The organism is Haloarcula sp. H-hyl6, from assembly GCF_056934455.1.
This window is the reverse complement of record NZ_JBRIIK010000004.1, coordinates 23,561-36,589: the sequence shown is the minus strand read 5'-3', so window position 1 is coordinate 36,589 and position 13,029 is coordinate 23,561. Positions and strand designations below refer to the sequence as shown.

Sequence of the window (13,029 nt, the reverse complement as noted above, 5' to 3'; positions counted from 1 at the left end):
CGGCGCTGGTCAACTGCATCCACGTGTGGGAGAATATACGAGAGTCTTGTTCGACACGTCAAAAGCCGCCGGGGTACCACACCCGGCGGAACTGGGAATGGGTGAGACGTGGGGATGACGGACTCGCTGGGAGTGAGTGTTTCAGTGGTGTCCGCAGCGGACGCTATTGCTCTTTGAATATTTGAATGAAGTCAAATTATTTGCACTCCGAGGTGCAAGAGCTAGTACGATGACTGACGCGAATCCGGATTCGTGGACAGAGACTATGAGCGCGTCCGGCACGTCGTGGAGCTACTGGACAAGCCAACACCGGTGCAGGAGATCGCGGATCGCGCAGACGTCGCACGCGCGACGGCCGATGATGAACTCCAACGGCTGCAGAGTGACGACTGGGTCACTGAGACGACCGTCGATGGGACGAAGGCATACGATCTGAATCCCGTTCGGATGCTCTTCGATGAAGTGACGACCCCGATCGAAGCACACTCGCGTGACGAACTGGAGTGCCAGCTCACGGAGCTGAAGGCAGAACAGGAAGAGTTGGCGACGGAGTACGACGTCAGTTCGCTCGATGAGTTTCGGAACCAACTCGCTGGCGAGGAGCTGTCCGCAGAGGAACTTCGTGAGCGGCGCAACGTGATCGCTACGTGGGAGGCGATCACCACGGAACTCGGGCGTGAAGCACGCCCTACAATTGTATGATGACGTCATCGAACTCTCGTCACCGCGGAGTGACTCTTCTTCAACACTCGCCTAATGGTTGTCTTCCTCGCAAACCGGGCAAACTTGCAGAGCAAGTGGCTCCACGACCGCATTCACAACCGTCTCAACGCCGAGTTCGATAACGTTCACCGCCGGCGTGCTGAACCCCGCGAAGCTGGCCCATACCGTGTCGTTGGCGACGTGAACCCGCGGCAGTTCTTGGACGACGACGAGTACTCGGTGACGAATGCACGGGTTGAGATCAGGTTTCACCTGCAGACTGGTGAGGCGTACGAGTACTACTGGTTCAACTGGATCGAGCCAGAGCGGAATCTCCTGGTAGGCTGGCACCAGGACGATACGCACGACGACCTCGGGGCGGTGCATCTGCAGGTGAAGGCCGGCACGACAACCGTTGCTCACCAGTCCGCGCAGTTCATCGCCTCACATCCACTCGATGTCGTGGAACAACGACTCACCTCGCTTCCCGAGACAGTCTTCGCTGTTGAGTGGGAGCAAGGACGCCCTGTCGGACTCGATACGTCCGCGTCCGTCGTTGAGTAGGACACTCCCCCAGACGTTCTGCCCCTTTTCAGATTCTCACAGCGTGTGATGCACGGGCGGTACGAGGCGGATGCTACGGGGCATGACCTTGAGGCGGTTGACTGCTTCTCCGACTCACAAACTGAGTTGATGCAGAACCCTAATTGAAACGATACTAAAGAAAGAGTGTGAACTGCACTCATTGTGGCAAACAGTCGGGAGAGAAGAAACAGCGGCTGTTCTTTCAACGCTTTGAGAAAGAAGTCAGTCTGCTTCTTTGTGAGGATTGTTTGGATGATCTCCTCTCTGAGTCGGGAGTCCGATTGAGTGCTGATTAACTCGATCAATTCGCACGTCTACTGAGTGGCTGTTTCAGGCGATATCCTGAGCAATCAACGATGTTCTGAGAATAGTTCTATGACTAGCTAACCAACAACTGCTGAATACGCGGCGGTTGTTGGTTAGCTCTCTGTCGTCCGATACGGTTGCCGTCACGTGCTGGTACCGGCTTGCGACGGCGTCGGCAACGTCAACGAAAAGTGGGTGCTGGGTGAGTCGGTCGCAAGCGCTGTGGTCAGTTCAGAGGGGACGCAGTAGTCACTCGGCTTTTGGCAGCCGAACAGTAAACACGGCTCCCTCGGGTTCGTTATCCTCAATCGTCACAGAGCCATTGTACTGGTTGACTAACGTCTGGACGAGATACAGGCCGATCCCGCTGCCGGAACTCTCGATGCCTTTGTCTCCCTTGCCGAAAATCGACTCCTGCTGATCGTCGGGAATCCCCGGCCCGTTGTCCGCAATCTGTATGACGGCGTCTTCGTCGTCGATCTCACAGGAGACCGTCACGAGCGGGTCGTCCTTGTCGTTGTGCTGGACGGGGTTGTTCAGGAGATTCCTGAACACTGCCCCTAGCATTTGGTTAGCCATCACCTCTACATCAGGCACGTCGTCCACGAGCACAAATTCCGCATCGGGGAATGACTCGCGTCTCAGATCGAGTTCCGTTTCCAGTATCGACCGCAGCGGTGTGGGCGATACTGCGAGGTCGTCCTCGCTCGTCAGCGTCTCGATGTAGTCCCGCGCAATCTCTGTGAGTTCGACGACGTGTTTTCCGCTGTCGAGAATCCTCTGGAGGTATTCCTGTCCGTCTTCGTCCACGTGGCTGTCGAGCAACTCGGCCCACCCCAAGACGATACTCATGTCGTTTCGAATGTCGTGTCGGATGACCCGGTTCAACGCTTCGAGTTCCTCGGTTGTCTCCTCCAACCGCTCCTCGTAGCGCTTGCGCTCGGTCACGTCCCGGAAGATCTTGAGATCTGCTGGGTCGCCCTCGTACTGGATTGGGGCGGCGGTTATCTCCGTGATTCGAACCTCCCCATCACTGGTCTGGATGCGCGTCTCGTACTGTGACGTGGGCGATGCTGTGTCCGGATCAATCCGTCGCTCATGTCGATCACGCACGAGGGCTCTGTCGTCGGGAGCGATGATCTCGACGAGCGGTTTGCCGATGAGTTCGGACTTTTCGTACCCGAGGATGTCGAGACTCCGAGGATTGGCGAAGACAATTCTCCCATCTTGGATAATGGTGATTCCGTCGTGGCTTCGCTCGACGAGCGTCTCGTACTTGTTGCGTTCCTCAGTGAGTTCTCGTTCGCGCTCGACGCGGTCGAGTGCCGCCTCGACGTTCGCGGCCAATACGTTAGCGAGGGTCTCGTCAGTCGCGTCGAAATCATCGGTCGTCGTCGAGGCGACGATAATCACGCCGTGTTCGCCGAGTGGCAGATGTAACTCACTCCGGAAGGGTGTGTCCGTGTCGAAGATATTCTCCATCTCACGAACGTCTGCATAGAACTGAGCCGTTTCGTCCGCGTACGCCTGCCATGCGAGTCCTTCGTTGGCGGGAATCGGCGGTGGTGACCCACCCAAGACCGATGCAAGCGCCTCCGACCAGGCAACGGGAACGAGGGCGTCCGCAGCGGCGTCGTAGAGATGCACACCGATGAGTGGCAGATCGAGTATCTCTGTGGCCGTGTCGCAGGTAATCGACGCTATCTCGTCGGGACTCTGCGCTGCCAGCAGGTCGCGAGTGGTCGCGTGGAGTCGTTCGAGTGCTTGCTCGTGGGTCTTGCGCTCGGTGGTGTCCCGAACGATAACGAGAACGAGCGTCTGGTCGTCGACGACTGCTCGCCGCATACTCACTTCGACCCAAAAGTGATTCCCCTCGCTATCTTCTGCCTGCCAATCAAACATCTGCGGGTCGCCCTCAGCAGCCTTCTGCACGTAGTCAACGGCGGTGGCTTGGGTGTACGGTGGAACGCCCGAGCTGAGATCTTCGATAGACAGTTGCCGGGCTTCAGCCCGCGAGTAGCCGTACAGCTCACACATCGTCTCGTTCACATCGAGAATCTCGCCGGTCTCCGCATCGTGAACGAAAATCGCGTCATTGACCGCATGATAGAGTTCCTGAATCACTCCATCGGAAAGCGGCGATATCTGACGGGGTTCCTCTGCTGTATCTCTTGTACTACCCATACCGATTCGACTCTAACCTGACATTCGTCCCAATTTACTTGAATGATGGGGAAGCGAAGAAACCAGACTGCTCGAATACGCTACTGAGCGGCCGTTTCAGAATCGGTAATTGCGACTCGATAGAAAACACAAACAGACCCCGAACCCGATAGCATGGGGTGACGGCGAATAATTAACGGCGATCTGCTAACGGCTAGACGAACTCACTAACCAACAACCGACCGGATATGCACTGATTGTTGGTTAGCGTTCGTTGCCCTCCACCTCGCGGTAACAACAGACGCAATGGTTCCGGATTCGAGGGACTTAAGGCGTAATGAGCAGGTTATTGAGCCGTATGGCAGATCTGATCGTCAAATCCGGCGTGAAGGAATCGCTCGACCAGATGAATGTTGGTGCCGACTTCTACGAGGCGCTTGATGCGGAGGTCGCGGAGTTGCTCGAAGACGCTGCCCGTCGCGCCGAGGCCAACGACCGCAATACCGCCCAGCAGCGCGATCTGTAAGCGTAGCCGACTGTAGAGTGTGAAGGCTAACCAACAACCGGCCGGCCACGCACCGATTGTTGGTTAGTGCTGTCTCAGACTCACACCGTCGCCAACACGTGCTGATACCCGGCCTGCGATAGCGTCGTGAACACAGAAGTTCAAACGTTCAAGGGTCCGTCTGAAATCATGGCCCCTTCGGGGCAGATACAGTGTGAACGACTCGACGAGCACCTCACAGGGTGGGGAGATCGATCCCAAGCTGGTCGGCGAGGTGGACGATCCCTTTGGTTGCCGCCCTGTTTTGACCTCCTCCTGCGCCTGAACGGTGGAGGTCAAGCTTAATCCCCGGGCCTCCTTTCTTGGTCGGTGTTTTCTTAATCTGCTCCCCCACTGCTGGGCACCACCCCGACTGTCCAATGTATCTCCTCAATTTCACCCACTATAGCCATTCATGCGGCTGGTTCGGATTCACAGCAGAGTGTATCTCTTCGGATGGTGATGAAGGCACCCCGACTGTCGAGTGTATTCAGTTGGATGTTCACCTGAGCGATGTTTCAAACACCCCGGCTGTCGAATGTATCTGTCTGTTCAGGGGTTTTTCACGCCATCTAAACTATGTTTAGGTAATTGTTGGACCTCCAGTCTTCTGGATGAGTTGAGAGTGAAAGATTGGGCACGGATTGGGCGTTCTATGCACCCCGACTGTCGAATGTATCCCCCCGAACATTGAGGTTTCAGGGGCTGAAGTCGTGAAGCTCTGCAAACCGGCTGTCTTGCAAAATAACCTTTTGGACGACATTGGAGTCTTCCATTAGATAGTAGTAGTGTGTTACACCCTGCCCACGGCCACGTCCGACGCGATCTGTCCGTCCGAGTATATCAAGAAACACTTGCTCACTGAGCCGGTCGGCCATACGACGATGTGAGAGCGTGTCCATGCCGAGGACGTCTGTGAGTTGCTTGTACACATCGTAGATTTTCCGCGTGGAAAACTCGTCGTCGTCTTTGTGCTTGTCGGTGAGCACGGACAACGCGTAGACGGTAGCCTTAATCTGTGTGGGTTGCCCCTCGAGAAGTTGCGAGAACCGGTCGATATCAGCTTTTTCGCGAGCATCGCGTACGTGATCGTCACGAACCTGATTAGCACCTTCATCCTTTGCCAGCTCACCGGCATTTCGCAGGATGTCGAGCGCTTTCCGGGCATCCCCGTGTTCCTGGGCGGCAAAGGCTGCACTGAGCGGGATGACATCCTCAGTTAGGACACCATCTCGGAAGGCGTCGGCGCGATTCCGCATGATTGAGCGGAGTTGGTTCGCGTCGTACGGTGGAAAGATGAATTCGCGGTCTTGGAGGCTGCTGAGGATGCGCTCATCGAGGTTATTCTTAAATGAAATCTTGTTACTGATCGCGATAATCCCGACTTTGCAGTTTTTAACTTTCCCAGCTTCACCAGCGCGCGAGAGTTGCATTAGAATCTCGTGGTCCTGGAGTTTATCGATCTCATCCAGAATGATGACGACCACATCATAGAGTTCGTCGAGGATGGTCCAGAGCCGGTGATAGTAGACGTCTGTAGAGAGCCCAGTGACGGGGATTGAGATGTCGGTTGCTTCGGGGTTGTTGAGGTTACGGGCAAGGTTGACGACAACACGGGTTTCGGTGGTGGATTGGGTGCAGTCGATGTAGACTCGCCCCATCCTGGTGTCGTTCTTCTGAGCGTATTGTTGAGCACTCCGGGTGACGTGCTTTGCCACAAGGGATTTTCCTGTACCAGTTTTCCCGTAAAGGAGCGTGTTTCGCGGAGGCTTCCCGCGGACAGCCGGGTGAATGCTGGAGGCGACATCTTCAATTTCTTCGTCACGTCCGATGATCCGATCTTCGTCAGGGATGTGGTCAATGTCGAGAAGTTCCTTCCGGCTGAAGATCGAGTCCTGGCTAGCCCAGATCTCGTCAAGGGATTGTTGTGATGGAGTGTCGTCGCCGCCCATACCTTCGACATTTGGTCACTGGTATATAAATTAACGGGGTTATCCCACCCCAGGTGTCGAATGTAAATGCGGTGTAAATAGGCGCTTGAGTGGGGTCTCTGTCTAAAACTTTAAGACAGACGAAGTAACCAGGCGTCGAATGACTCTCACACCCCAGTCGTCCAATGTAACGAGCGGTTGATCAGATGAGGAGAATGGACAATCAGAGGGGACACCTACCACACACACACACCCCACCTGTCGAGTGTAAATACCCGAAATAGTCGGAGTAGACCGAGCAATGCAAGTGATACAAAATTGCCGGTGGCTTTCGTGGAAGTGGAGTCGCGGTGGAGTTTAGTGTGCATACTGCACACTCTATTATCTTAGTAGAGTACGGATTTGGTTTTAGCTATACCAACTTATAACTTTTGTATAGTAAATAACGGTTTCTTAGACGAACTACTTCAATTACCACCGCACTAGATCCCAGATCAGATGCCTTAGGAATCGAGTCCCGGTTTTTTGAGGGTTTACATTCGACGCATGGGGTGTGGGGGTTGCATTCACTTCCTTGACAGTATCGTCCCAATCGAAAGGAGGAGGAAGCAAATCTTCGAGGAATGGTCCATCCGACACACGTCAAAGTATTCTTGGGAAGCCTGTGGGCTGCTACTGGAAATCCAGTAGACTGACAAAAAGAGTGGTCTGTGGTGTCTGTCAACTACCACACCCTAAGCGTCTTAGGCGCTTTGAGGGTGGAGCTTGTCCGTGAACTCGGCCTCGACCCTGTTCCGGGTGGGCGGTAAATCCGCCGTTCGGCGTCACTGTTCTAGACCTGAGGGCGAGTTGACTGTCGCTCGTCCACCGAGATGACTGTTGGCCTTGACGGACGTACCAGATCCCGATGTTCTTCGCGGCGTTGTAGTCTGCGTTCGCTTCCGACTCGCACTTTACACACCGGAAAGCGTTGCGAGTCGGACGATTCTCGTCAGCCGTGAACCCACATTCGGCGCACCGTTTCGACGTGTACGCCGACCCACATACTTCACCGAGATCCCGTCTGCCTCGACTTTGTACTCCACCTGTTCGTAGAGCGTTCAGGCGTCGTACTGACTCGCGCCCGGGGTGACGACGGCGGCGGCTACGGTCCACACGGTGGCAGCGAGACTCCGAGCACGTTGCTCGGACCGACACACCATCCCTGATCGAGGCGATCCGCGAGGTGATCGTGGCCTCTATCGGGTAGAGTTAGTCGACGAACTCGTTGATCTCGGTGTGGAGTTCGTCATGCGTGCACCCAAAACGCCAGGAATCAAGCGCGTTCTTGCCGACCACGATGAAGAGCGATTCGTCACCGACTACGAGTTGGTGAGAAAGCGCTCACCGACGATGCGTGTGCCGGTGACGCTCGTCGTCGTCCCGCACCACTCGCGGGACGACGACTCGCTGTGTCTGATCACGAATCAGAAACGAAGGTGGATGAAGCGGTACCGCTCGCGCAAGCGTATCGGCGTCGGTGGGGGATAGAAACGTCTTACCGGAAGATCGGTGAGTTTCTGCCCCGGACCACGTCGCCAGTGTTTGCGGTGCGGTTGTTCTATTTTCTATTCGCTGTACATTCTCTGGATCGTGGTGTGTCTGCTGCTCTCTGAGCAACGGCGGGTGAAAACGCGTCCAGCGGTCTCAACGGCGACGTTTCGGTTCTTCCTCGGGTCAGTGACGTACGACTAACCGTCACCGGGACGGCAGACCCGGGCTGCGCCCGGGTCAGCACGCCCCTCCATACTGGCGAGACTCTCTGTCGGGGTGAATCACCCGTCTAGTCGGTCGCTCCTTGCTTAACTTCCCGCTCAAACGACCGACTCAAGCCGAATCTCTGCAACCTCGAAGTGTTCAGCGCCCTCTCTGAAAACTGAATCGGCAACTACTGTTGACCCCGAGACGGTTGACAAGGGCGCTACTCCGAACACATAGTGAGTATCGATAGCTGGAGCGATGTCAGTCCCAAATAATCGATTCAGACGCGAACTCACCGTCTTTCGAGATGATAGCGTCAGTCCCGCGCACTCGGTGGTTTGCGATCAAGAGTGCGTCGTGGAGCGAGTGATGGTCGATAAGGCTCCCGTAGACAGCGAGGTCCTGCTCATCGGCCGAGGCGATCTGGACGGGCCCGTCGTGAACGAGGCCGCGTAGGACCGCGTTCGGCGTCGTGTCCACCTCGACGCCGGCAATCTTCCGTTTGTTCACCGCCGTCCAGATTGCCTCACCCACAGCCACCGTTGGCACCTCGATCACGTCGACGCCCTGCTCGGCGCGCTCGAAAGCCTCGTCTGCTGCCGCCGGGAGCCGGTCAACGAGGTACCGTGCCATTGCCACGCCGTCGGCGGTGTAGCGTGTCATTCGGGCTGCCACTCTGAGCGACGCTTCTCCAGTATCTCTTCTTCCATCTCCTCAGCCATCTCTTCACGCTGTTCGTCGGAGACATCGTCGTCAATGAGCATCCCGCGTCCGGCCGAGCGAGTCGCCTTCCGGACCTGGATACCGTCCTCGGTTTTCTCCCAGCGGAGTTCGTCGCCCTCTTCGAGACCGAACTCCTCTCGCAGTTCTTTCGGGATAGTGGTCTGCCCTTTCCGCGTCACGCGTGTCGTTTTCTCCTCTGTGTCAGCGCTCATGTGGAGTACTACGTGCCGTAGTACCTAAGCGTTTGGGCCCCTCTCTTGAATCAGCGAGAGAATCCCGCCGTTCGCGGCGAGCGTGAATCGCGTTCACTCCGATGAGAAACCGCCGTGTTACTGCTGGTCGTGCGTCTCCACCGTTTCGAGTCGTGCTTCTAAGACGTAGGCTGAGGGAACTACAAAAGCCACGGGTCACCCGACCCGTGGTCGTTTACCACCTCTGTATAGGCTTCCGAGAGGTCCAAATCGTTCGCCCTCACGAAAGTCCCAATGAACAGCGCACAGACCCGAGTACCGTCCACCGTGACGGGAATTTGCCTCCGGGGAATCTTAGGCCGGCTGAGACTCCCACGGAGGAAACCGCGCCGTCACGGCGCGGACATAGCGATGTGCAGTAGCTCAGGCCGGCGCCGCGTCATCGGCTCCGTGCGGTGTCGAGATTTCGAGACTGACCTCGATGGAGTCGTAGGGAACGAACGGTCGCTTCGCTCGGCCGTCCTGCTCGAAGTGGACGATATCGTACTCAGCGAGGACCTGGAGGTCTTCGTGGACTGACTTGACGTCGCGTTCCAACCGCTCTGCGAGCTGGCGAATGCTGTCCGGTTTCTCGGCCATGATGCTCTGGAGGAGCTCGACACGGCGGTCGGTGAGTAGTGCCCGGAGATCGCTCGGATTCTGGAAGTTAATGACGTGTGGGACCTCCTCGCCAGCCTCCCAGCGATCGAGCCGGTCGAGTGCGTCTTGGCGGTGTGCTTCATCGGAATCGGACGTGATCCGAAGCACCGAGGGGTAGTCCTCGGGATCGCGATCCTCAAGGAAGCCTGCCTCGGCTTCGACGTCGTCCATCACGATCTCCTCGTCCTCAGAGTCGGTGCTGTTGACGTCGTCGGTGTCGTCGGGCGTGGTGTTGGGTTCGTCGGACATGGTGGGTCACCGTTCGCGGCGTTCGTCCATCTCGTTGTAGAACGTCTGGACGTGGTCTTTGAGGTCAGTGTATTCGATGTCGTCGTCGACGCCATCGGGCGTGTGGTAGTGGTGGTTGTCGACTCCCGGATGGTCAGGGAAGTTATCGAACCGCAGGAGGGTTCGACCGTCTTCGGCCATGTACTGGAATCGGTACTTGACTCCATCGGGGTAGTCGTCGCTTTTCGGGACGTCGGTCGCAATCATCTCGTACCGTGAGCCGTCGTCAAACTGGTCTGAATCTTCGTAGATGACCGTCGCTCCCATCTGTGCTACCTATGTTGGTGTTACGGGCCAACATATCATAAGAGTTTCCGTTGGTGTCTATGACCAACATATACACAGATCGTCTCAGGATGTCTGGGTGGTGTGGGTCGCTGTCAGATGGGTCGCGACGAGGGAGAAACCCAGCACGGGATTGAAACGGGATGACGATCATCCGGCGGCGCTCGTCGAGCCACTGTTGCGACGAGGGCGAAGCCAAGCCTAGGATTGGAATATCTTGATAATCGTGCCGCGTACCTATTAGCTGCAAACTGTCTAGACTGCCGCCATCACGGATAGAAACTCGGGCTAAGCCGTCGTCGGCCGGAGCGTCACCCCGGCTAACGCCGGTTCCCACAACGCGCCAGGCGGCACGCCCTCATCGTCCCGGAGCACGCCGTCGAGCGTTCAGAGATCGTACTGACTCGCCCCCAGCATGACGATGGGGACAACCATGTAGTGACGCCATCGCGTCACCCACATGAGGGTCGTCTGAAACTCCTCCAGATGCATCTACGACTTCCGCCAGCGAGTGCTTCAACTTCTCGAAGGTCCACCACACCCAGTATATCTGGTGGGTATAGCTGAAGAGTATAGTTGCTGCTAACCACACGATGGAGAGTCTGTAAGCAGTACCACTCGGAGTATAGCCGAGATATATAGCTGAAGGGTATAGCTACGATCATCCACCAAGGATTCGTCTGAACCCTACGTCCTTTGACCTCCTCCTCCGCGTGAACGCGGAGGAATCCCACCACGGGATTTCAGGCCGAGTGTCACAGGCCTGTTGGTTTCAAGACGCATACGTTCCACGCGTCTCCTGCTGGATTTCAGCATCGGCGTGGCTGTCTTGTGGCCCGGTCAAAGAGGCCCCATCCGTAGCCGAGTCATCGGCACCAACCTTCTGACCGGAGTCTCGGTCGCTTCGGCGGTGACTCTCTCCACTACGGTAGCGGTCTGCAATGTTTATCGCCCCGTTCACGTCGGCTTGGTACTCACCGAGCCAGCAGTCGTCGTTCGAGCAACGAAACGTCGCCTGTCGTGGCCGGGAGCCATGTTCACCGCACGCATGGCACTCCTTCGACGTGTTGCGCGGATTCACCGTCTCGACGGGGATGCCATTCTCGACGGCCTTGTACCGTATCTGCGCGTGCAGTTTGGCGAACCCCCATCCGTGGAGACGACGGTTCATATACTCGCCGTAGTCCATCGACTCCCGTATGTACGTCAGGTCTTCCAGCACCAGCACGGGATTCTCGATAGACTCGGCGTACTCTACGACTTCGCGGGTGACACGATGGAACACGTCGTCTATCTGGTTCCACAGGTCGTCGCCATAGGACTCGGCGATACACTCGCTTCCGCGCTTCTGGAGTCGGCGCTTGGTGGTGAAGTAGGTCTTACGGAGCCGACGAACGGTTTTCCCCTCGTCGGCCCACAGTTCGGGAGCGGTCGGGCAACCGTGGTCGTCGCGGTGACACACCGTGACGAGTGACGCTTCCCCAATATCGACACCGATGGGCGTCCGTTCGTCGGCGGTCGCCTCAGAACCGTCCTCCACGTCGCGGGTAGCGGTGACGTGGAGATACCACATCCCGTCGCGCTCGAATAGCCGACTCTCACCCATCTCAGCGTCACCAGCGTTCAACGCTTCGAGCCAACCCCGCTGTTCGGGGCTTGGCTGTGCTGGAATCCAGAGATTGTAGTCTCTGTGATGTGGGATTTTGACGTACCACTCGATAGCGTTCTCGGGCTTGTGGTCGATTCGTAGCCCTTCGTTGGTGAATCGAACAGGGTGGTCGTCATGGAGTTCGCCCGCGTTGTACGTTGTCGTCAACTGCGGGACGTACTGCTTGAGTGCGTTTTTCGCGTACCCACTCAGGTCGTAGTTGACCACTATGTCGTTCGTCTCGGTCTGAGTGGTACAACCAGCGTCAAAAGCATCCTGAAGCGCCTGCTGGTACGCCTCGACCGTCTCTCGGAGTTTCTGACGCTTGTGGGCGTTCGGCTGGACCAGTTTCAGTTCCAGCGTCTTCGTCAGTTCGGTCACGATTCACCCTCCTCGTGACGCTGGATGTAGTTCTGGACCGTTTCGCTGGAAACCTGTCCTGCGGTTCCTGCGTAGTAGCCTCTCGCCCAGCCGATTTTCTCGCCGTCGTGGTCGGCATAGCGGTGGTTGTACTTCCGCGAACTGATGCCTTTGAACCAATTGGCGAGAAGGGAGGGGGCGTGCTTCGGTGGGCTACTGACGAACAGGTGGATGTGGTCGGGTTGAACGGTGAGGTTGAGTATTTCGAGGCCTTTGTCGTCGGCAATTTCGTGGAGGATGGTTCGCACACGGTCGGCAACCTCACCCGTCAGTACCGAGTCACGGTACTGTGGTATCCACACTATGTGGTATTTGAGGTTGTAAGTCGCGTGCCGTGTGGTCTTCATCCGTTTTGCACACTATTCTCGCTGGTATCTTAATATCTTCGGTAGAGCGGTTGAAATCCAGCAATCTGACTGGCGTGGACTGTCGCACTATGCCTACCGCTCGACCTCCGCCTAAAGACGGAGGTATGCGCTATCGGTCTGTATCAGGCCCCGACGACCGACGGCTGTCAGAGGCACGGCAGTAATCGAGGCCGCAGCTGTGCGTCTCTCAGTCACACAGATAATCCTGTGGGTCGCCGTAAGATAGTCCGTCAGCTGACGGCCCCAGATCGCCGCCAGCAGACGGGACTACCCGTTGCCGTGAGTGCCTCTGACAGACTGAGTGCCGGCGGCTCGGTTGTCTCCCATGCAGAATATATGTGTTTTGGAATTAATAGATCACCGACGTTAGCGGTGCCGATCACGTCTCGGCTGCCGCGAGGCGTGGTGCGGTGGCGCCTGTCCGGTCAGTGGGGCC

Annotated in this window: 11 protein-coding genes and 2 pseudogenes; 4 read left to right on the top strand and 9 right to left on the bottom strand. The window is 56.9% G+C overall.

Annotated elements, in window-relative coordinates:
* Positions 1 to 252: 252 nt before the first annotated feature.
* Together Hhyl6_RS20885 and Hhyl6_RS20880 are read left to right on the top strand one after the other, a co-directional pair.
* A pseudogene (locus Hhyl6_RS20885) lies at positions 253 to 757 on the top strand (DUF7342 family protein).
* The gene (locus Hhyl6_RS20880; RefSeq protein WP_483741187.1) at positions 757 to 1,266 is read left to right on the top strand and encodes a hypothetical protein; all 510 of its coding nucleotides are present in this window, start codon (positions 757 to 759) and stop codon (positions 1,264 to 1,266) included. Before Hhyl6_RS20885 ends, Hhyl6_RS20880 begins: the two are co-directional and overlap by 1 nt.
* 576 nt (positions 1,267 to 1,842) lie before the next feature.
* On the opposite strand, the gene Hhyl6_RS20875 is transcribed toward Hhyl6_RS20880, so the two are convergent.
* Positions 1,843 to 3,777 carry a PAS domain S-box protein gene (locus tag Hhyl6_RS20875; RefSeq protein WP_483741186.1) on the bottom strand — a complete coding sequence of 645 codons (1,935 nt, stop codon included), beginning with the start codon at positions 3,775 to 3,777 and terminating at the stop codon, positions 1,843 to 1,845.
* 337 nt (positions 3,778 to 4,114) lie between these two features.
* Here Hhyl6_RS20875 and Hhyl6_RS20870 point away from each other — a divergent pair, with 337 nt between their 5' ends.
* Positions 4,115 to 4,282 carry a DUF1931 domain-containing protein gene (locus Hhyl6_RS20870; protein ID WP_483741185.1) on the top strand — a complete coding sequence of 56 codons (168 nt, stop codon included), beginning with the start codon at positions 4,115 to 4,117 and terminating at the stop codon, positions 4,280 to 4,282.
* Positions 4,283 to 4,998: 716 nt separating this feature from the next.
* On the opposite strand, the gene Hhyl6_RS20865 is transcribed toward Hhyl6_RS20870, so the two are convergent.
* Together Hhyl6_RS20865 and Hhyl6_RS20860 are read right to left on the bottom strand one after the other, a co-directional pair.
* Complete coding sequence (locus Hhyl6_RS20865) at positions 4,999 to 6,252, bottom strand: orc1/cdc6 family replication initiation protein (RefSeq protein WP_483741184.1); 1,254 nt, start codon at positions 6,250 to 6,252, stop codon at positions 4,999 to 5,001.
* Positions 6,253 to 6,974: 722 nt separating this feature from the next.
* Positions 6,975 to 7,331 (bottom strand): annotated as a pseudogene (locus Hhyl6_RS20860) (zinc ribbon domain-containing protein); the annotation flags it as partial.
* A 190-nt stretch (positions 7,332 to 7,521) separates the two neighbouring features.
* Between Hhyl6_RS20860 and Hhyl6_RS20855 the strand changes: the two are divergent.
* Positions 7,522 to 7,761 (top strand): hypothetical protein, encoded by a 240-nt coding sequence (locus Hhyl6_RS20855; RefSeq protein WP_483741183.1) that lies wholly within the window; start codon positions 7,522 to 7,524, stop codon positions 7,759 to 7,761.
* 471 nt (positions 7,762 to 8,232) lie between these two features.
* On the opposite strand, the gene Hhyl6_RS20850 is transcribed toward Hhyl6_RS20855, so the two are convergent.
* The 6 genes from Hhyl6_RS20850 to tnpA form a co-directional block, all read right to left on the bottom strand.
* Positions 8,233 to 8,604 (bottom strand): hypothetical protein, encoded by a 372-nt coding sequence (locus tag Hhyl6_RS20850; protein ID WP_483741182.1) that lies wholly within the window; start codon positions 8,602 to 8,604, stop codon positions 8,233 to 8,235.
* A 26-nt stretch (positions 8,605 to 8,630) separates the two neighbouring features.
* Positions 8,631 to 8,906, bottom strand: a complete 276-nt coding sequence (locus tag Hhyl6_RS20845) for an AbrB/MazE/SpoVT family DNA-binding domain-containing protein (protein WP_483741181.1) — start codon at positions 8,904 to 8,906, stop codon at positions 8,631 to 8,633.
* A 402-nt stretch (positions 8,907 to 9,308) separates the two neighbouring features.
* Positions 9,309 to 9,833, bottom strand: coding sequence for an HVO_A0114 family putative DNA-binding protein (locus Hhyl6_RS20840; RefSeq protein ID WP_483741180.1), 525 nt, complete (start codon positions 9,831 to 9,833; stop codon positions 9,309 to 9,311).
* Between the two features lie 6 nt (positions 9,834 to 9,839).
* Positions 9,840 to 10,139 carry a toxin-antitoxin system TumE family protein gene (locus tag Hhyl6_RS20835; RefSeq protein ID WP_483741179.1) on the bottom strand — a complete coding sequence of 100 codons (300 nt, stop codon included), beginning with the start codon at positions 10,137 to 10,139 and terminating at the stop codon, positions 9,840 to 9,842.
* Between the two features lie 790 nt (positions 10,140 to 10,929).
* Positions 10,930 to 12,186, bottom strand: coding sequence for an RNA-guided endonuclease InsQ/TnpB family protein (locus tag Hhyl6_RS20830; RefSeq protein ID WP_483741178.1), 1,257 nt, complete (start codon positions 12,184 to 12,186; stop codon positions 10,930 to 10,932).
* A complete protein-coding gene (gene tnpA / locus Hhyl6_RS20825; protein WP_483741177.1) occupies positions 12,183 to 12,572 on the bottom strand; it encodes an IS200/IS605 family transposase in 390 nt (129 codons plus the stop codon). The genes Hhyl6_RS20830 and tnpA overlap by 4 nt, the downstream gene beginning before the upstream one ends.
* Positions 12,573 to 13,029 lie beyond the last annotated feature (457 nt).